General features: G+C 54.0%; 15 protein-coding genes. 4 read left to right on the top strand and 11 right to left on the bottom strand.

Translation table 11 applies throughout. The annotated features are described in order from the left end of the window. Positions 1-16 precede the first annotated feature (16 nt). The 9 genes from Pla144_RS18015 to Pla144_RS17975 form a co-directional block, all read right to left on the bottom strand. Entirely contained in the window at positions 17-988 is a 972-nt protein-coding gene (locus Pla144_RS18015) for a PstS family phosphate ABC transporter substrate-binding protein (RefSeq protein WP_146452101.1), read from the bottom strand. A 211-nt stretch (positions 989-1,199) separates the two neighbouring features. Beyond that, on the bottom strand, positions 1,200-3,005 hold the full coding sequence (locus tag Pla144_RS18010) for a HAMP domain-containing sensor histidine kinase (protein ID WP_146452100.1): 1,806 nt from the start codon (positions 3,003-3,005) through the stop codon (positions 1,200-1,202). Positions 3,006-3,206: 201 nt separating this feature from the next. After that, positions 3,207-5,300 carry a Na/Pi cotransporter family protein gene (locus tag Pla144_RS18005; protein ID WP_231936432.1) on the bottom strand — a complete coding sequence of 698 codons (2,094 nt, stop codon included), beginning with the start codon at positions 5,298-5,300 and terminating at the stop codon, positions 3,207-3,209. Positions 5,301-5,548: 248 nt separating this feature from the next. Further along, on the bottom strand, positions 5,549-6,853 hold the full coding sequence (locus Pla144_RS18000; RefSeq protein ID WP_146452099.1) for a coproporphyrinogen-III oxidase family protein: 1,305 nt from the start codon (positions 6,851-6,853) through the stop codon (positions 5,549-5,551). 13 nt (positions 6,854-6,866) lie between these two features. Beyond that, positions 6,867-7,988 carry an outer membrane protein assembly factor BamB family protein gene (locus Pla144_RS17995; RefSeq protein ID WP_146452098.1) on the bottom strand — a complete coding sequence of 374 codons (1,122 nt, stop codon included), beginning with the start codon at positions 7,986-7,988 and terminating at the stop codon, positions 6,867-6,869. Continuing rightward, positions 7,972-9,117 carry an iron-containing alcohol dehydrogenase gene (locus Pla144_RS17990; RefSeq protein ID WP_146452097.1) on the bottom strand — a complete coding sequence of 382 codons (1,146 nt, stop codon included), beginning with the start codon at positions 9,115-9,117 and terminating at the stop codon, positions 7,972-7,974. Before Pla144_RS17990 ends, Pla144_RS17995 begins: the two co-directional genes overlap by 17 nt. A gap of 100 nt (positions 9,118-9,217) precedes the next feature. After that, entirely contained in the window at positions 9,218-10,636 is a 1,419-nt protein-coding gene (locus Pla144_RS17985; protein WP_146452096.1) for an aldehyde dehydrogenase family protein, read from the bottom strand. A gap of 34 nt (positions 10,637-10,670) precedes the next feature. After that, positions 10,671-11,792 (bottom strand): hypothetical protein, encoded by a 1,122-nt coding sequence (locus Pla144_RS17980; protein ID WP_146452095.1) that lies wholly within the window; start codon positions 11,790-11,792, stop codon positions 10,671-10,673. A gap of 192 nt (positions 11,793-11,984) precedes the next feature. Further along, a complete protein-coding gene (locus Pla144_RS17975) occupies positions 11,985-12,452 on the bottom strand; it encodes a hypothetical protein (RefSeq protein WP_231936431.1) in 468 nt (155 codons plus the stop codon). A gap of 502 nt (positions 12,453-12,954) precedes the next feature. Between Pla144_RS17975 and Pla144_RS17970 the strand changes: the two genes are divergently transcribed. Next, a complete protein-coding gene (locus Pla144_RS17970) occupies positions 12,955-13,512 on the top strand; it encodes a hypothetical protein (RefSeq protein ID WP_146452094.1) in 558 nt (185 codons plus the stop codon). After that, positions 13,502-15,322: a DEAD/DEAH box helicase gene (locus Pla144_RS17965; protein ID WP_146452093.1), complete on the top strand. Its 1,821-nt coding sequence runs from the start codon at positions 13,502-13,504 to the stop codon at positions 15,320-15,322. The genes Pla144_RS17970 and Pla144_RS17965 overlap by 11 nt, the downstream gene beginning before the upstream one ends. On the opposite strand, the gene Pla144_RS17960 is transcribed toward Pla144_RS17965, so the two are convergent. Further along, positions 15,305-16,156, bottom strand: a complete 852-nt coding sequence (locus Pla144_RS17960) for a hypothetical protein (RefSeq protein ID WP_146452092.1) — start codon at positions 16,154-16,156, stop codon at positions 15,305-15,307. The genes Pla144_RS17965 and Pla144_RS17960 overlap by 18 nt on opposite strands. A gap of 208 nt (positions 16,157-16,364) precedes the next feature. Here Pla144_RS17960 and Pla144_RS17955 point away from each other — a divergent pair, with 208 nt between their 5' ends. Then, positions 16,365-16,631, top strand: coding sequence for a hypothetical protein (locus Pla144_RS17955; RefSeq protein WP_197530792.1), 267 nt, complete (start codon positions 16,365-16,367; stop codon positions 16,629-16,631). A gap of 482 nt (positions 16,632-17,113) precedes the next feature. Here the strand turns inward: Pla144_RS17955 and Pla144_RS17950 are convergent, their stop codons facing one another. Further along, the gene (locus tag Pla144_RS17950) at positions 17,114-18,037 is read right to left on the bottom strand and encodes a hypothetical protein (RefSeq protein ID WP_146452090.1); all 924 of its coding nucleotides are present in this window, start codon (positions 18,035-18,037) and stop codon (positions 17,114-17,116) included. Between the two features lie 198 nt (positions 18,038-18,235). On the opposite strand from Pla144_RS17950, the gene Pla144_RS17945 reads away from it, so the two are divergent. After that, on the top strand, positions 18,236-18,931 hold the full coding sequence (locus Pla144_RS17945; RefSeq protein ID WP_146452089.1) for a DUF2461 domain-containing protein: 696 nt from the start codon (positions 18,236-18,238) through the stop codon (positions 18,929-18,931). The last annotated feature ends 90 nt before the right edge of the window (positions 18,932-19,021 follow it).

The raw sequence follows: 19,021 nt of genomic DNA, 5'->3' as shown, positions 1-19,021 counted from the left end.
GAAGTATGACAATGAATTAAGATCTATTAAGAGCTGCTTGAAGCAACTTAGCGTTTTCCTCAGCCACCTCTTTTGTAACGGGAACGTATCCAACTTCGCCGGAGAGTTGGTCTACATTGTCCAGGTAGAAGTTGACGAATTGCGCGACTTCCGGCCTGGTGAGTGAGTCCTTGCTCACATAGATATACAGGGGACGAGAAAGCGGGGCATAAGTGCCGTCTCGGACGGTCTTCTCGCTGGGAGCCACACAGTCGGTGCCGTTGTTAACTGATAGTAACTTCAATTGGTCCTTGTTCTCAGCAAAGTATGCATAGCCAAAATATCCTAGAGCTCCTTTGTCGGCAGCCACGCCGCGAACAAGGGCATTGTCGTTTTCGCTGGCAGTGTAGTCGGGGCGACTGGCGCGGGCTTCGCCCACGATGGCCTCGGTGAAGTATTCAAAGGTTCCCGAGTCAGTGCCTGGTCCGTAAAGCTTTAACTCTTCTTCGGGCCAGTCAGGGTTCACGTCGCTCCACTTGGTGATCTGACCATCGCTCTCAGGGCGCCAGATGTTTTTCAGTTGCTCGACGGTAATACAGTCACACCAATCGTTATCTGGATGTGCCACCACGGCCATGCCATCAAAGGCGACTGTTAGTTCCACGAATTCGACGCCGTTCTCTTTGCAGGCTTCGAGTTCGGAATCTTTGATCTTACGTGACGCATCGCAGATGTCGACTTCGCCAACAGTAAACTGCTTCATCCCGCCACCGGTTCCCGACTGCTTCACAGGAACTTTGATCTTGGGAAAAGCTTCTCCAAATTCCTCGGCGACGGCCATGGAGATCGGAAAGACGGTACTTGAGCCATCGATACGAATGCTGCCAGTGGGTGTAGCGTTTGGATCGGAAGAAAAGGTATCGGAGTCACTAGGAGCTGATTTGCTGCAACCAGTGACTAGGATCAGATTTGCCAGTAACACGATGGCATAACCATTGAGAATTTTCACGTTAATTCCTTTTCAATCTGCGAGTTTCCTAGCACCCTATTCTTATGGAATACTGTAGCCGTAGATTGTGAAGAAACTGTGAAGAATTCTTCACAGACTGGGAATCTCAGCAGAGGAGCTAATAAGCAGAAAATCTGCCAAGTTCCAATGAAATGACTTGTATTTATCGCTTTTCCCGGAACGGGCGTGGTGCTATGCAGCTCTGCTCGAATCACGAACTTGTTTGAGGAATGTGGGAATCAGCCAGTCGCAGCCGAACTGCAAAGGTGCTTCCCTGGCCGGGGCTGCTTTCGACAGAAATACTCCCCTGCATGGCATTGCAGAGATGCTTGACGATCGCCAGACCCAGGCCTGTCCCACCCAGTTCGCGAGAGCGGGCTTTGTCCACTCGATAGAATCTCTCGAAGAGTCGGTCGTGATGTTCTGGGTCGATGCCGCTGCCCGTGTCAGAGACTTCAATCACGGCTTTGTCACCTTCGGTGTGGCAGCCAATCGTAACTGTACCTCCCTCTGGGGTGTACTTGATCGCATTGTCGACCAGATTGTTCAGTATTTGCAAAAGGCCCTCTTCCTCGGCCCTTACATGGAGAGAAGTATCCGTGACTTGGTTTATGAGAGTGACCCCCCCTGCCCTGGCACGTTCTTCGTAGTCGTGGATACAAGCATGCACAACTTTATGGATTGGGAGATTGCTGAATTCAAGCGTAGTTTGCCCGGATTCGATCCGTGCGATACTCAGCAGATCGAGTATCAGTTCATGCAGTCGAGTCGACTGATCGTCGATTCGTGTGAGAAAGTGGCGGACATGCTCATGGTCGTTCAATGCGCCGTTGAGCAAAGTTTCGGTATAGGCCTTGATCGAGCTAAGTGGCGTCTTGAGTTCGTGGGACACGTTGGCGACGAATTGTTGCCGCAAGCCCTCCAGCCGTTTCAGTTCTGAGATGTCGTGCAAAACGAGCACGACTCCCGCTGGCGGAATACCGGCGAGTTGTGTGGCTTGGACTTCCAAAGTCAGGGGGCTTTTCTTGGTCTGCCAGGCGATTTCGCCCCGAACTGGCTGATCGCTTTTGAGAGCTTGCTGGACAATCGCGCGAAGCTCGTGGCTGCGGACCACTTCGAGTAGCGGGAGTCCGGCAACATTGTCGGGTGAGAATCTTAGTTTCTTCCCGGCAGCCGAGTTGGCAAATAGCACGTGTTCCTGGCGATCGACGGCGATGACTCCCTCGACCATCCCTTCGAGTACGGTTGTTTGTCGTTCGATGCTCTCGCGAAGCTGGGTTTCCCGGGTTCCTAGCTCGCTACTCATTCGCTCAAAGGAACGAGCAAGTCTTCCCAAATCGTCGTTGGATTTTACACGAATTCGTTGTGAATATCGCCCTTCTGCTACTGCCTCGGCAGCTTCGGTGAGCACATTGATCGGGCTTACCAACCGTTTCGTGAGCCAATAGGCGACGATCAGGGATGTGAGAGCTACCCCAAGTCCAACCAAAGCGATCAGTTTATGGATCGATGCCACCTGTTCATTGAGAGGTACGACAGGAAGTGCAGCCCGAACGAAACCGACAGTATCTTCACCATTGCGGATTGATAGATTGTAGTAAAGAAATGGAATCCCCAGTGTCGGACTTTGACGGCGGGATTGGCCTTCGCCGTTGCGTGACGCTTGGACGAATTCCTTGCGAGCCAGATGATTTTCCATCGCATTTACGGAATCGAGTGAATCCTGCTCGGAGTCGGCAAGCACGTTTCCTTTGACGTCGACGATAGTGAAGCGGATGTTCGTAGAAGCGCCGATCCTCCGCAATTTCTCTTGCAATTGCTGGCGATCACCGTCGGCAAAATCAGTGCCGATATCTTCCCTCACCAAAGCAGCGGTATCACGGAGGCGATGTCGGGCTTGCTCGACCAGTTGCTCTTCCTGCCAGCCCGAAACAATCAACACGCACGCGCCGACTGCAAGGATGACAAGTGCCGCTGAGGCGATAAAGAGTTTCCAAAATAAGCGGGAGGACCACATGCATGCTATGTTGGTCGCTAGCGATTCTTTGAGCAAGGCTTAATTTGAGAGAATTGTGAAGTCACACGACAGTTTAGGAAATGACCAATTTCCACTTTCCGATGACCAATTGCGAGGCAGGAAGTTTTAACGCCAATGGTAATGGGCTTTCGAAATTGGTCATTCAACCGGAGGATCTTCAGTCTTTGCGGACTTCAGTGATTATTTAATCCCTGCGAGTGATTCGGCAACGTTGAGGGTGTGATCGCTGACGCGGACGTAGGAATTGAGTGCTGAAGTAAACGCCACGTTGACGTAGGGCTCGATTTTTTCATCGGTCATCTGTTGCAGATGTTCTTTGCGGAGTGTGCGGACAAGATGCTTGATCTCACCGCGCATGGTGTTGGCCTTGGTGATTACTGCCGAGTTGCGTTGGATGCAGGCATCAATCACCATCTGCATGTATCCAGCGACCGTATCGTGGAGGTGTTTCAGTTGTTGGCGCATTTTGTCGTTCATGACGTGCCCCTGGTCGTTGAGCTTTATCTGGAATTTCAGAATGCTGGCGATGTAATCGCTGATGGATTCGAACTCATCCGCCATGCGGAGTTGACGGCGGCCTTCGTCGATCACATCGTGCGGTAAATTGGCTGCCAATAAGTCGGAAAGAAACCCAACGATTTCATCTTGGATCGTGTCGAGGACTTCTTCGCGATGAAAGAGCTTCTGCGTCAGTCTGCGGTCGGGCTCACCATTCTGTTGAGATAGTTCGGCGAGCCAGAGCATCATCTTCTTACAGCCATCTGCCATTCGTAGCACCTCGACACGTGATTGCTCGATACCCATGACGGGAGTATCTAGCATGCGAATATCGAGTCGCGTAAGGTGCGGTTTCTCCTTGTGAGCCTTCTGAGGTACGATCCGCTCTAAGAGTTTGCCTAACAAGCCGGCAAAGGGGAAGAACACAATGGTATTTACGAGATTAAAGCAGGTGTGAACTGCGGCAATGCGTACCGTCATGTCGATGGCCTCGCCGACTTTGCCCTCTACTCCTGCAAGTGATCGTATGAAAGGCAGATTAAACATACCATCAATCATTTCAATGTACCAAGGAAAAATTGCCGTGATCCAGGCAACTCCTATTAGATTAAAGAGCACATGAAAATAGGCTGCTCGGCGCGCGTTGGTTGTGGCTCCAAAGGAGGCGAGCCAAGCGGTGATCGTTGTTCCAATGTTTTCGCCAAGCACCAATGCTGCGGCCGTCTCGAAGGGAATTACGCCGATCGTGGCCAGGCTAATCGTGATTCCCAACGTGGCCGACGACGATTGCACAATGAAGGTAAGGATGCAGCCGACGGCGGCACACTTCAGGACTCCCAGGTAAGAATGAGCGTCAAAGCGAGCAAACCAAGCCTCAAAGTCGGGCAGGTCCTTAACCATTGCGAAGCCATCTTTCATCAGCTCCAGACCAAAGAACACCATCCCCAGTCCCATGATCGCCAGGGCAGCAAAGCGGACACTTTCTCGCCGAGGAAACAGGTAACCAAAGGCTCCAAGTCCCAGCATGGGTAGCCCATAAACGCCAATCTTGAGGGCGAGGATCCATCCGGTGATCGTGGTGCCGATGTTGGCTCCCATGATTACGCCGATAGCCTGGGCCAGGTTCATGAAGCCGCTGTTGACGAAACCTACGACCATGACGGTAGTAATAGAACTTGATTGGACGAGCATCGTGACCAGCGTTCCTACGCCGACAGCCATTAGGCGGTTGTCGGTCACTTTGCTGATCATACGTCGCAGGCCACTACCTGCGATGGCTTGTAGCCCTTCGGACATGTTCTTCATACCCAAGAGAAAAATGCCGAGTCCTCCCACTACGGTCAGACCGAGCGACAGATAATCAGGCTGCCAGACGGTGCCAGTGAATCGCGCATCGACCATCACTTGGGTAACAGGATTCAGGGCGCGCACCGTGATTTCGGTACTTCCCTCCTTCTTCCATTCCAGAATCAACTGCTCCCCGTCGAAGCTTGTGTCGGCTATCTTGGATTTCGTGTTGTGAACGACAGATAACTCAAGCGGCTCACCAGTGTCGACTGAAGTACCTTTGAATACCTCTCTTAGATTGATGACCGTATTGGGGGCACCGTGGAGGACCTTGCAGTCGGGGAGAAGCCTTTCGCTGGTGCGATTTATTGCCTGCTTTTCAGGAGCTTGCTCCACGTCCTGGGTATCTTCAGGCTCTGAAGCAATCAAACAGCCTGCAGGGAAGATAGTCAAGCATAGACCGAGGGCAAGTATCGCAATGCGCACCATGAGCGCTGTTTCTCCTCAATCAGGCCTGTCGATAGTGCAGATGAATCCGCCTGGAAAGTTGGTAGATTCGCGGAAGCCCGCCCGGCCAGTGTGAAAAATTCCTAACGTGAGTGATTGCCAAATAAGTGCCCGGTTTTTGCCGAACTTTCACTATTTCTTCATGCAATCTTAACTGGCCAGATGGGGATCGCCTAGGGACTGATAGGCAGATCGCTCAAGGACTCGTCAAAATATGGCTTCGTAAGGGGTTAGGTGTAGCGAACATCCTGGAATTGCGGCTCAAAAAAGGCTGGCAAAAGCGCATCGACCCGCAAGAGTCCCGTTCTGGTAAGTTCCACGCGGCGATCTGAGAGCATGAGATACCCGGCATCCTGGTGTTCCTGCCAGACGTCTCCCCACTGGGTGAGAATGTCGCAACCGAATTTTTTCTGAAAATAATCTGCATCCAGGTATCCCCGTTTGAGTTGCAGTATCATCTCGCGAACCAGGGCCTGATGGGGCGTAATTTGCAGGGCTCGGCCGAGAGGAAGTTGGCCTCCTTCTAGGGTGCCGCAGTAATCTTCCCACTCAGGCAAATTCTGATAGTGAACCCCGGAGACATGTCCGAAGCTGGCGATGCCAGTGGCCAAGAGGTCACTGCCGCGCCAGAGGTTGTCGCGATAACTGAAGTTAACCGCAGTGGGATTCTTCACCATCGTGTAGGCACTCGACGGGCTGAAGCCGGCGGCATGAAATTGGTCAAAGGCATAATCGACCCAGCGACGCTTAGTCGGCCAATCGGCAACGGGGGTATCAATTTGGTTGCCGAGGATGTCTTGGGAGTAGACCGTGTTGAAGGGCAACTCCATCTGGTAGATAGTGACGCTGTCCGGATCGAGATCGATTGCGCGTTTTACGGTCGTTTGCCATTTTTCGTCGGTATCGCCAACCATGCCGGCAATCAGGTCGATGTTCGTGTTGGAGAAACCGGCGGCTTGAATCCAGGGCCAGGCGCGATCTATCTCCATCGATTCATGCGCCCGGCCATTGTCGCGTAAGATTTCGTCGTCGAAGTGTTCGACACCCAAGCTCAGTCGCGTGACTCCCAATTCACGCAGGGTATGCACCTTGGGTTCGCTGAGTGTACCGGGTTCGCACTCGAAGGTAACTTCCTCGGCGTGGTCCCAGTTGATGTTGGCTCGTAAGCGGTCGACCAATCGCGTGAGTTGTTTTCCACTGAGGAACGATGGGGTCCCGCCGCCGAAGTAGACGAAGCGAAAAGGTCGATTCCCCATCACCGGGAGCTTGCTCACCAGCTCTATTTCCTGCGAGAGGGCGCTGACATAGCGTTCTACTTCGCTGGAGTTCTTGTCGATGAAGACCTTGAAGTAACAGAATTTGCAGCGCTTGCGGCAAAAAGGGATGTGCAAGTAGAGACCCAAAGGGGCGTCCGCCGGGGGACTCTGCATGGCCGAACGGACTTCGTCGAGTTGATCGGCGGACCACTGAGAGAATGGCGGGTAATTGCTGACAAAATAGCTGCCAACTTCTGTCTTGGTGGTTTCCGTTGTCATGTCCTCTTGCCGATCATTTCTCTTTGGTGCCAAAGCAGTAGAGCGTTCCATCGGTGTTGCCGATTACCAAGCGATTGCCTGCCACGGCAAAAGCGGCTTGAAAGTTTCCGCCTGCTTCATAACTCCACAATTCTTTGCCGGTCGAAATATCAACGCGGTGAATCACGCCGCGCTTGGTGGCGAGAAATACGCTGTCGCCGACGATCACTGGTGAGCTTTCCACCGCGCTACGCACTGGGAATGTCCATAGTAGTTTTCCGGTGCCGGGTTCGATTGCGTAAAAGATTTTTCCTTGAGTGCCGAAGACCGCGGCGCGAGAATCAACAGCCGCCGCGGTGTGAATGGGATTGATGTTCTGAGGGTCTTGATGCCGCCAGATAATTTCCATTGCGGGCACACGGATCGCATAAAAGCTGCCTTGCTCGGTTCCAAAAAGTGCATTGCCGTCGAAGACCGCAGGAGTCGCACCCGTTGGTCCATCGATGTCGACCCCGGCGACTTCTTTGCCGGTGGCTATGTCGATTGCATGGACGCGCTCGTCACATCCGGCGAGCAGGACGTGACCTTCGACGACCGTAGGCCAACATCGGAGGGGGGCCTCCATCTGGAATTCCCATTGCAACTCGCCGGTGTCGACGGAGAGTGAAACAAGTTCGCCGGCTTCGGTGGTTGCCAGGACGTGCTCTCCTACGACGTTCGGTGCGGCGTAGGATTCCCCCTGGGCTTCGTATTGCCAGACGAGCTTTCCACTGCTGGCATCAAGTGCGCGAATGATGCCGTTAAAATCACCAATATAGATTCGGCCTTCGTGGAAGGTGGGGCCTGCGATAAAACCACTATTCTCGAAGGTTTGGCGCCAGACTTCGGAGCCGTCCGAGAGAAGGTAGGCATAGAGCGTGCCGTCGTTATCGCCGACATAGACAACCCCCTCCGAAACGACGGCAGTCCCTTCATAGCCACTTTCGAGAAGCGTGTTTTTCCAAAGAACTGTCAAATTTTCGGGTAGAGCTATATTCACTGCCCCGGTGGCCATCTGATTTCCGCGATAGACTGGCCAGTCCTCGGCAATCGACGGAGCGGTAACCAAGGCGACGGCCAGTAAAGTGCAAACAACGAATTCAATAGGCTTGCTCATAGAGCTTCAGCAAAGTGTCTCGGTTTACGGGGACGGGATTGAACGCGGCGGTCCATTGGCAGGATGCCGCTTCGGCCAGGTGTGGCAAGCGATCACGCTCGATTCCACATTCTTGTAGTGTAGCAGGGAGCCCAGCCTGGATGGCGGCATTTCTTAGGAAGTCTGCTAGTTCAGCGGAGCCGCCGTGGGGACAGTTGGATTGGTCAGCGGTCTCGGCCAGTAGTTCTCGATACCAGGAATCACACTCGCTGCCATTGAATCGCACCACATGCGGCAGCATCAATGCGACGGCTACTCCGTGGGCAATTTGGTAAGTCGCTGTCAGCGGATTGGCAAGTGCGTGGGCGGCACCCAGCATGGAATTCTCGATTGCCGAGCCTGCCAAACAAGCACCCAATTGCATATGAGCCCGAGCGGACAGATTGTCAGGCTCCTCAAGTACTTGCAAATAGTGTGGGGCTAATTCCTGCCAGGCACGGCGGCTAAAGTCGCATGAGATTTCGCTCCTCTTGGTCGTAACGTAAGTCTCGACGGCATGTGACAGAGCATCGAAGCCGGCGAGAGCCGACACGCGGGGAGGTTGGGTCAACGTTAACTCAGGATCGAGAATCGCGATGCGAAAAGCGGCCTGACGATCTCCACACGCCATTTTAACGTGCGTCGCGGCATCAGAGATGAGTGCAAAGGATTGAGTCTCGCTCCCTGTACCTGCCGTGGTAGGGACCGCGATCATCGGCAAGAGCGGGCCAGTCGCCTTGCCGATGCCCCAGTAGTCTTGCATGCGTCCGCCACAGGAGTAGAGGAAATTAATTCCCTTGGCGCAGTCCATAGAGCTACCGCCACCGAGTCCGACGATTAATTCAGGTTGAAATTCTTTCGCGACAACCAAACCTGCTTCGACGTTGTCTGTGGTGGGGTTCTCCTGGACTCCATCGAACAGACAGGTGTCGAGATTCGCGTCGTTCAAGCTCTTAATTCCATGTTTCGTGTGCCCTGCTCCAATGACACCAGGATCACTCACAACCAAAACTCGCTTCACCTTCAACTCGAGGGCAAGCCGCCCAAGTTCGGTGACCTTCCCCACACCGGATTCGATTCTTGTTGCAGATTGAAAGTTTACGAGTGTCATAATTCCATTCATGAGCCTCTGACAAAGGGGACATGCTGCTTCTTAAGATATAATTTCGAGCTTCACAGCAAGTCACAAAAAGTAGCATGTCCCCTTGTTATTACGTGAGTTGCATAGCACGGCTTCGGTACAGAAACTCGATGAGGTTGCCTTCGTGAGGTTGGAGCCAATCGACTTGAGGAGTGGGAATCGGACCGAGGTTGAGTCGGTCGATATGAGTGCAGGCAATGAGGTCACGCCTAAACGTTTCGTCATTGGTAATCGCTGTGCCAACCAAGGTGGGCCCGATGTGGGCAATCATTTCTGCTTGAGGGCAGCGAACAACGCTTACCAAGGGAAACATATACTCGACGTTGGCAGCGGGCGAGTCTGGGCTTTCGCATTCCAGCACCGTGGGAAGCAGGTAATCACAGGTTTCGCGCTCAACCAGGCGAGAACCGAAGTTGGCCGTGGCATGGCGGGCGGCGCTCGATTCGATGAACTTTTCGATTGACTTCCAAACGGCTGGGGCCACGTTGGGAGTCGTGAATGCTGCTAGGCATGCTTGTGGGTCATCCGGGGGGAGTATGTTTATAGACCCCATCTTCTCGGCCAAGGCATCGGCGATCTCCACGGTATGTCGCGCAGCGTAGATGCTCGAACAGTTAATGCAACTCCTTCCACCGTTGCGCACCACGCTGTCGACCATCATGTCGACATAGCGTGGCCAATCATCGACCACGTCATCGCCTAGGAGAATCTTGCTGTAGCCGGGGCCGTGGACCTGCACCTGGGGATTGCCAGCATATTGCTCGATAGTTTGCGGGCCACCGAAAATCATGCTGCGACGGTGCGAGGCTAGGATTGCGCCTCCCAGTTCGGCGCCCGGACCGGGGTAGAGCGAAAATGCCTCTGCGGGGATCCCAGCCGCAATCATCGCGGCGGCGACTCGATAGGGTGTCCAAGGTTCTTGCGAGCCGGGTTTGAGAGCCAGTCCAATTTGCAAAGGAATCACTGGGAGCCACAGCGTATGAACGCCGGGCGAGTTCGAGGGAAGCACGGCGCCCAATACATCGGTTTGAGCCTGATAGCTCACAGTCACACCGCGACCTTCATCACCATACCCGCGCGCGAGAATATTGAGATCAAGTCCGCGCGTGAGTGCATCAAGAATCTTGTCGATGTTCTTGAGTACGAAGGCGTTTTTTGTGACGTTCGCCTGGCACATGGAGAGTGGCATGCCCGTAGTGGCGGATTGCTGGGCAACAAAGTCGGTCGGCGACTGCTGGCTATCGCCCACAGTAAGCGTGCCGTTCTCAAAAAGCTCGCCAGCGTGCTTGCATTTTTCGATAAGCTCCGCCGGCGAGAGTTCCCGTAGCACTTCGCGGGCTCTTCTGGCCTGCCGCGCATCGCGACGGATGATTCCCGCGCCCACAGTATGCACCTTGGCAACGGGCTCGCCGGTCAGAAAATGTGAAATTTCTTCGACTTCGAGAGATTCGTAATCCTTGCCCCAACGAATAGCAGGAAGAATGATCATTGATAAATGTCGAGGGTTGAATGTAGATCTCTTGCTAGTAAACGCCAACCGTCGTGCTATCTGCTAAGCGACTAAATGGCCGGACGCCGCTGACGCCGTCCCACGGATATTGTTCGCAGGGAGGCTCGCGTTCTCCTTCGTCACGCTCTAGGAATCCGGGAACGAAGAATTCCTGGGTGAGAGTTGTCAGTTTCACTCGGCCTGTTCCTCCGAATTCCACGAGGTGATCGGTATCGTCAAAGTCGACCACTTCGATTACCGCGCGGGGTTGGGGGGCGTGGTATGATATCTTGTACCCATTATCCTTGGTGACCGGTTCGCTGCAGGCAAGGCCCATAAGCGTGTTGCCATAGGTGGGGGTCATGTAGATGCCACTCTGTTCGGGAGGTCCACCAAACAGCTCTTCGACACAGAACTTGGTCCACTGTGGGGTGAACTCGGTGCCGCCTGAGAAAATGCCCGTGATGCCCATTTCACCGAGGGTTGTCCCCTGCTCTTCCAGTTCCAGGCACAAGGCTTCGATCAACTTAGGCGTGCCGAACATGCACTTTACATCGTGGCCGGCACCGAGGATGGAAATTGCCTGCTCGATGCAGTGCTTTTTGTACGCTTCGAGATGCTCCATCCAGCCTTTCTTGATGAGCTTGATCACCCAGCGGGGGTCGAGATCGATGCAAAAGCAAATACCACCGCGATGTTGAGCGAGATGCTCCACAGCCAGCCGAAGCCTGCGCGGACCCGAGGGGCCGAGCATCAACCAATTGCTGCCGCGGGGGAAATACTTGTCGGGCAAGGTATCGCTGAAGAGCGAGTAGTCGGTGCGAAAATCTTCCATCGCAATCCGACTCTTGGGGATGCCGGTCGTGCCGCCAGTTTCGAACACATAGACAGGTTTACCCGCGAGTCCTTTGGGCACCCAGCGATCAACGGGTCCACCTCGCAACCACTCATCTTCAAACGGGTCAAACTTTTTCAGGTCATCGAAAGAGTGAATCTCTGTAAGTGGATCGAATTTGAGCTTCGATTTTTTCTCAAGCCAAAACGGGCAGCCTGTTGAATCGTGAAAGTGCCACGCCACAGTTTCTACAGTGTGGGCATCAAGCTTTTCGCGCGCTTGGTCAATTTCAGCAGCTGAAGCAGGAGCGGAAGGATTCATGGGAAAGCATGAGGCGGGGAGCTGTCGAGGGGGGGAACAGGTATGTTCTTCAAAATAGACCACTGCACAATAGCTGGCAAGGCATGATCTAGGCCAGAACAAGCTGTGCGCAGCTCCAGCTAGGTTTCACTCCAAGCTTAGACTTGCCGGAAAACCGAGTTACTCGTTCCGGACTATGGATAAATCAAGCAGCTACGCGGGATCGGCTTGAGAAGCGGCATTGGGAGTGCTGCTTAGTTGTGAGAGGACTTGAATGACGCCATTGAGATGGGCCAGACGCGGGCCGAAACGGTCTACGAACTCGTTGAGTACGAATTCGGCATCGACCAACTCTTCGGCCGACTCGTTGATCTCGTCGGTCATGCGATCTAGATAATCGACCTGCACACGGCTGAGAACTTCGGCGGCTTGCCGACATGATTCAGACAAGCGTGGATTGGCACTGCGCCACTGATGCAATTCCTGGGAACGCTGCTTATGGGTGGTAGCCATTACGGCAACCAATTCTTCCAAGAGTTCATTCGTGCGGTCCTGTGCTGCCAAGACGTCGCGCAATAACTCTGTTTGGTCCCCTCCTGCACTTGTTGCTCGATGGGAACTGCTTCCCGCGCTGACATCTAACTGAGAAAAAACGGCTGGAAGCGAGTGACTTTGAGACATCGAAGAGTTTTTCCTTTCTTCAGGTCGCGATTAATCGCTACCTATTGCAGACGAGTGTGCCCATGCAATCTGATTAGTCTGATGTTCTTCTTCAATAAAGTATCCTGAAGAGGACAAAATTCACAAGAGGCTGCCCATAAAAACAATGTGTGATATTTTCAACGAGAAGTTCAGCAATCACGCCGAGTGCCAAATTGAAATAAGCAATCGCTGTGGTCAATAATCCTCGTCGAAAGTACGACGGCGATGGGAACCAGCAAGACCGGGCCAAGATGGTCAAGTCAGAGATCGCTCCCCCCCGTGCTATCCTCCATTCTAACGAAACTTGAATAGATTTCTACCATTTGGCCGTCCCGTAAATGTCCTCGGTGAACTAAAGTTGTCCCCCTTGCAGTCCCGATGAGGACAGGGACCTTAATTAGTAAGATGACCTGTGCGCTTCTCCGGCCGATTAGCAGGTCTTGCCCGCCCTCTACGATTTCCCACCCTGGAAGAGCTTAAAGTGTCTAAACCCTTGCCAGCTATAGGTTTTGTGACGGCCCTTGAGGACGAGAACCATGGCTATTTTGGTGGCTATCTGGTCCTGTCCCTACTGGGGAGACCCCTGGAATTTCATTGCACCACCCCCGTGCAACCCAACCAGGCACAGCGGATTTTGTACGGTCCCACCCTGCGAGCCTATGTCCTGGCTGATCTGATTGGGCAAACCTTGCTGGCCAAGTCTCAGCTACCAGTGCAAGCGGTCCTCACGGATCAGCGCGAGATGTTGGGACTGACTTTGCTATCCGATGACATCGTGGCCTGTATCGAATCGATGCCAACTGTCGACTCAGAAGCCGAGCCAACAGATGGTCCGTCGTTGATGCTAACCAACTATCGAGTCTTTGGCACCCCTAGTTGTCTTTGGCATCCGGAAGCGATTCAGGACGTACTGCAATCTTTGGCATCGCATGTGGATGTGATGGAACCCTTTGAGCGTATCCGCGCTGCGATCCGCGAGGCCCAGCGGATCACGGACCCTGCCACTGACTCTCAGCACGGTCTTGCCGATGCCGCTTGATTACCAATCGCGATCTACCAATCAACGTCCGGCTGTCCACTCGGTGGTCGGCGATGCGTTGCATCCCGAAGTCTGCGAGGTGCGTAATCTGTCGGCTGCGACTACGTTAGAGTACGGCGTTGATTGCGTGGCAGTTGATGCGGGGTTAGCAGGCCCTGCGGGAGTGACGGTGCCCTTGGCGTTTGCGCGAGTGAAGACAGTCGGAGTGATGTTTCCTGCCGGCAGTCAATTGCTTAGGAAGGAGCCGCAACCGGAGAGAGTAGCGAAACCAACGACGGTAGACGCTCCAACGACCCTGTTGACGCACCAAGTCGCTGACGACGGGGAAGAAAATATCCCACTCATTCCGATTACCTGTACGCGAATTCGTCCTCCGCGGGATGTGGTGAAACTCGAAGACCGACTTTATTATCTGTTGCAGCCTCCGCTGGAACAGATCTTCGCTAATGAAACGCTAGAGTTTCCCTTTCGCCCGTTTAAGTATCAATTTGATGGCGTCGCATTCTTGTATCCCCGCAACGAGGCCGTGCTGGCCGATGAGATGGGGTTGGGCAAGACCATGCAGACAATTGTCACGATGCGGCTATTATTTCAGCAGGGGCACGTGCGGCGGGCGGTATTGGTTTGCCCCAAACCACTGGTCACCAACTGGCAACGTGAATTCACGCTGTGGGCACCAGAGTTGCCCCTCACGACAATCGAGGGGAAGCAATCACGGCGAGAATGGCTTTGGGAAAATGCTCGCGAGGGAGTGCTGATCGCCAACTACGAATCCCTCGTTCGAGATCGGGCGTGTCTTGCGGCCATTGAAGAACCATTTGACCTGGCTGTCATCGACGAATCACAACGAATCAAGAACTCGTCAGGTACGACCAATGAGGTCGTGTGCAGTATTCCGCGCAAGCGAAGCTGGGCCCTGACGGGCACGCCGATCGAAAATAGTGTTGACGATCTTGTGGGGATTTTCCAGTTTGTCTCGCCCGGTTGCCTGCGGCCTCAGATGAAGATACCTAACATCCGCCGCTCCGTGGAGGACTACATCATCCGCCGTACGAAGGATCAGGTTCTCACGGACTTGCCACCCAAGATGTTTCGCGACGCAGATGTGGAGCTTACTCCCGAGCAGCAAAACTCCTACGAGATGGCAGAGAAAGAAGGGGTCATTCATCTCAAGGAGCTTGAGGCCGCCCTGACAATCCAGCATGTTTTTGAATTGGTGATTCGCCTCAAGCAAATCTGTAATTTCGACCCCAGGACGGGTTCCAGTGCGAAATTCGATCGCCTAAGAGTGGATCTCGAAGAATGCAGAGCTAGTGGCCGCAAGGCAATTATTTTTAGCCAATGGACGAAAACGCTTTATGAACTACGTGAGCGTCTTCAAGAATTTGGGCCGCTGGAGTACCACGGCAAGATTCCGTCTCGACAACGCGATGGAGTTATCGAAACGTTTCGCAACGATCCTTCGAAGCATGTGATACTCATGAGCTATGGGGCGGGGAGCGTGGGGCTCAATTTGCAGTTCGCTGGCTATGTGTTCCTTTTTGACCGCTGGTGGAACCCGGCTGTGGAGGACCAGGCCATCAATCGAGCACATCGAATCGGGGCCACGGGCCCGGTCACAGTCACACGTTTTCTCGCAGCCGGAACGATCGAGGAACGCATCAACAGCATACTCGAAGAGAAGCGTCAGTTGTTCAATGCGGTATTCGACGGTGCGACGGTGCGCAAGCAGGGGCTCTCACGCCAAGAGATCTTTGGGCTCTTTAATCTTCGCTTCCCAGACTCTGGCATCTTAGAAGAAGCGGCGTAAGAGCGTGTCGAGAGTTTGCTCGATTTCATCTAGTTCGCCCTTCGTCGGTTGACGTGGATCGTGCTCTGCTTTCGGCTCAAATCCGGGCCAAGTCAATTCCACCGGCCAGTGTCTTAACTTCGCAGTTTCGTTCACGCGTTGCAGAATTCGTATTCCCCAGAATGCGCCGAATGCATTACGAAATCGGAGCCAGCGCTGCGAGAATTGGTCGAGCGACTTCTCCTCGGGGACTGCGATTTGTCTAAACAGTACCACGAGCGCAGCCAGCAGAAAACATCCCATAGCGATTGACAATCGCCAGGGGGATGATGATTCGAAACCCAGATTCTCGCTCAGCAAGAACCCCTGGCCCGTCGCCACAAGGATTGCTGCCAGCCAGTGGCGAGTCGGCAGGTAGTTGAGCAATCCAAGCCCGATGAGAACCACGAGAAAGATCTTCCAGGCGGCGAACAATTCGAGGCGGGGGCCCGCTGGCAAGGCGAGCGCCTGAAACGCGGGCCAGATCAAAATTAGCCAGAGAGTGAATACTACCCACTGCCAACCAAGATTCTGCGGCCGTTTGGCTCCCAACACACCTATGAGGGGACAAAGCGTGCTGCAACTTACGGCGTACCAGATTGCCGCTCTGTGAAGGTTGCTTTCTACGAGTGAGTTGTCGCCTACGAGAAATGTGACTAACAAGAGCAGCGCTGCCGAAAGCGTGGCCCAATTCAGGGGGGCTGTGAGTGTAGTTCCTTTGACTGCCGCCCTATCGGCTAACAACACCCCAAACAGGGCCGTGGCTAAGGTAACTTCAACAAGAGGCGGCTGATCTGCAATCCCTGCAATCGTCATGACTGTTTCTCTAACCGGGACGATATGGCTTCCCCATAGGCATAGCACGGAGTGGGCCGATTGTAACGCCCCGGGAAGGGATTTGGGTTAGAAAAACTTGGCTTGTTGCATTTGCTCAACACGCGGCAGTAACCAATGATTCGGCAGTGAAACGCTGTGCTTCAGAGTGAAGCCAGCACCATTCAATCAAAAACATCAGGCCAACACAATGCGCTCCCCCTTGCTGCTGAGTCTGCTGCTGGCCTTCGCCTTCGCCGTACCCGCCAAGGGGCGACAGTTCTTCCAAACCTATGGCTCGGTGGTGCAAACCGCCGAATACCAAATCCTTGGGAGCCTATCGCTCGAAGGGGATCCGTCTGCTGACCAGCATGCAGCTGGCGCAATCTGCAGCCTTGCCAGCAGTGCCGATCCAACGAGGCTCGGAAAATACGCTCGAACAATTGATGCCCCTATTGGGGCTACCAGCTGGAGATAGCTTGCTGTCACCACAGGCAGCCTCGCCCAAAACCAAATACTTTGCCAGGCTCCCATGTGCCTGACACCATCGTCCGTCCGTGCCGGTTAGAGCACCGTGAGCTTACTGGGGAGTATGGCTCACGGCCGCGAAGCCGGTTGACTGTGGGCAGGCTCTCGTAAGAGAGCCTGCCCGATTTTTTTGCGATCGTGCTTGGCCCCATCTCTCTAACTACTCACCCCTATCACAGCTTGCCAGCACCGTACTACCGGCAGAATTAGATTACAGTCCCTGGGGTGTCTTGGACGATACTCTTAATACAAACGGGAGGGCGAAACACAGCCGTGTTTTGCTTCAGGATAGAGGTCATGGCAAGACGACGGATCGGCTTGCCCTGACCTTTTTTTATGCGCAAGGCGAGTCAGACGCGTTTGCGCCTGGAGTAACACGGTTTATATCTTGTCTAACTCCCGGCGCTAACTCATCAGGCTCGCCGAACTATCTTAGTTCAGCAGATCGCTGCCTTCGAGAAGTTCTGGCTCTGACATGTCAGCTCGATAGTCGCCGGGCGGAACAGGTGGCTCGGAAGGGACTTCAGTCCGCTCGCCATTTACGCAGCCGGGACAGAGGCAATGTTCGCAGCCGCAGCAGTTGACGAAGACGCTGTTCTGGAAGCCGCAGGGCATTGAGGGGCAGCACATCGTGTCGTAGTACCAACGCATCACGCCGACGTGGTTCGAGATGCTCAGATCGACGATGCCCAAGATAGGATGGTCACCCTTGACCTCGTAATTTCGGACTCCTCGGCAGCACACTTCGTCGCCGTAGCCACTAATGCCGGGGGACCAGTAATTCTCGACGACTCGCGCGTGGCGGGTGACGGCTAGATTGCAAAAGATCTCGTCGTGCATACCTGTCGGCGGGTCGAGCAGCGTGATTTGTGCAAAGGGGCCCCGATCGCTCATGCAGAGTGCGGCCTTCGCTACGACGACACTACCGAGGCTATGCGCAATGATCTGTGTCGAGCATGGGTTCACTCCTCGAGCACGCAGGGACTGGGCCAACATACGGCCCTGGCAGTGAGCAGTGCGCTTAGGTCCATCGTTCTTGAGTGATATTTTTACCGCGTTCCAGTCCCAACTGAGAATGTTGTAGCTGTCGCCACAGCGGCAACGGAGTGCTTGGGCGCCCGAAGAACCGAAGGTGGTGTGAATCTTATTCGGCAGCGGGTTCCAGCCATGCGTGATGACTATCGTTGGCTTCGCCGGGTCGATGGGATCGCAAGGCCGGGCTCCACAAGAGTAATTCAAGAGAACTCCGCACCGGCCGTTGCCCCCCTTTTGGAGCACAGCTGTATTGAGGCCGCAGCCCACAGAGAGTGTGAGCAACGCGATCGCAAGAAATAAGTTTTGTGGGCGAATGTCCATCCTTGGACCTGTTAAACTTTGAAGGCTGTGTGGGTTGTGGCACCAGAGGGTGCGGGTGGGGTAAACTCTAGCGGCAATTGATTCCATTCACTCTTTCGGGTCGTACTATTGGTATCGACTGCCACGAGTTAAACTCTCCAGTGTGGAACGTGATTACCTTAAATCATTGCTACAAACGAATCCTCGAGGTCACGCAAGATGGCAAAGAATTCCTTTCAGGGCTTCCCTGCTGATTTGGTAAAGTTTCTTAGCGAATTGGCCAGGCACAACAATCGCACCTGGTTCGAGGCGAATAGAGAACGCTATGAAGAATCAGTCAGAGGACCGGCGCTGGATTTCATATCGGCGATGGCTGGGCCGCTCGCCAAACTTTCGCCGCATTTTAGTGCGATCCCCAAGAAAGTTGGCGGGTCGCTGATGCGGATTTATCGCGATGTACGATTCTCGAAAGACAAGAAGCCGTACAAGACCAACCTGGGGATTCAGTTTCGACATGCCGCGGGGAAGGATGTCCATGCTCCGGGGTTTTACTTTCATGTCGATCCGCATGAAGTGTTTCTTGGTGCTGGGGTGTGGCATCCGGACTCCGAGACGCTAAGCAGCATCCGCGAGGCGATCGACGAGGACCCTGCCGCCTGGAAGCGGGCCAAAGGGAGCAAGGCGTTTCGCACTCAGTTTGAATTGGCTGGCGAAAGTCTCAAGCGTCCGCCTCGAGGCTATGATGCCGATCATCCGCTGTTAGAGGACCTCAAGCGGAAGGATCACATCGCCGCATGCCATTTGGGACATGACGACCTGCTACAGCCGAGTGTGGTACAGGACACGATCGCGGCCTTTCGCACTACCGAGCCTTATATGGCGTTTCTATGTAAGGCGATAGGAGTGAAGTTTTAGGGGAAACCCGACATCGGAACGATGCCGGCTAACTTTTTTTAAACGCCTCTTGACGTGTCTCGACTGTACTAATACAAATAATACAGTGAG

Origin of the sequence: Bythopirellula polymerisocia (assembly GCF_007860015.1) — a bacterium.
In the GTDB taxonomy this organism is placed as follows: Bacteria; Planctomycetota; Planctomycetia; order Pirellulales; family Lacipirellulaceae; genus Bythopirellula; species Bythopirellula polymerisocia.
This window is presented reverse-complemented; position numbering and strand designations above follow the sequence as displayed.

What these genes read in the sequence shown, in the direction of transcription:
- Pla144_RS18005 (WP_231936432.1), bottom strand. Translation starts at nt 5,300, where the DNA reads ATGGTGCGCATTGCGATACTTGCCCTCGGTCTATGCTTGACTATCTTC.
- Pla144_RS17975 (WP_231936431.1), bottom strand. Translation starts at nt 12,452, where the DNA reads ATGTCTCAAAGTCACTCGCTTCCAGCCGTTTTTTCTCAGTTAGATGTC.
- Pla144_RS17995 (WP_146452098.1), bottom strand. Translation starts at nt 7,988, where the DNA reads ATGAGCAAGCCTATTGAATTCGTTGTTTGCACTTTACTGGCCGTCGCC.
- Pla144_RS17965 (WP_146452093.1), top strand. Translation starts at nt 13,502, where the DNA reads ATGCCGCTTGATTACCAATCGCGATCTACCAATCAACGTCCGGCTGTC.
- Pla144_RS17985 (WP_146452096.1), bottom strand. Translation starts at nt 10,636, where the DNA reads ATGATCATTCTTCCTGCTATTCGTTGGGGCAAGGATTACGAATCTCTC.
- Pla144_RS17980 (WP_146452095.1), bottom strand. Translation starts at nt 11,792, where the DNA reads ATGAATCCTTCCGCTCCTGCTTCAGCTGCTGAAATTGACCAAGCGCGC.
- Pla144_RS17955 (WP_197530792.1), top strand. Translation starts at nt 16,365, where the DNA reads ATGCGCTCCCCCTTGCTGCTGAGTCTGCTGCTGGCCTTCGCCTTCGCC.
- Pla144_RS18000 (WP_146452099.1), bottom strand. Translation starts at nt 6,853, where the DNA reads ATGACAACGGAAACCACCAAGACAGAAGTTGGCAGCTATTTTGTCAGC.
- Pla144_RS17945 (WP_146452089.1), top strand. Translation starts at nt 18,236, where the DNA reads ATGGCAAAGAATTCCTTTCAGGGCTTCCCTGCTGATTTGGTAAAGTTT.
- Pla144_RS18010 (WP_146452100.1), bottom strand. Translation starts at nt 3,005, where the DNA reads ATGTGGTCCTCCCGCTTATTTTGGAAACTCTTTATCGCCTCAGCGGCA.
- Pla144_RS17990 (WP_146452097.1), bottom strand. Translation starts at nt 9,117, where the DNA reads ATGACACTCGTAAACTTTCAATCTGCAACAAGAATCGAATCCGGTGTG.
- Pla144_RS17950 (WP_146452090.1), bottom strand. Translation starts at nt 18,037, where the DNA reads ATGGACATTCGCCCACAAAACTTATTTCTTGCGATCGCGTTGCTCACA.
- Pla144_RS17960 (WP_146452092.1), bottom strand. Translation starts at nt 16,156, where the DNA reads ATGACGATTGCAGGGATTGCAGATCAGCCGCCTCTTGTTGAAGTTACC.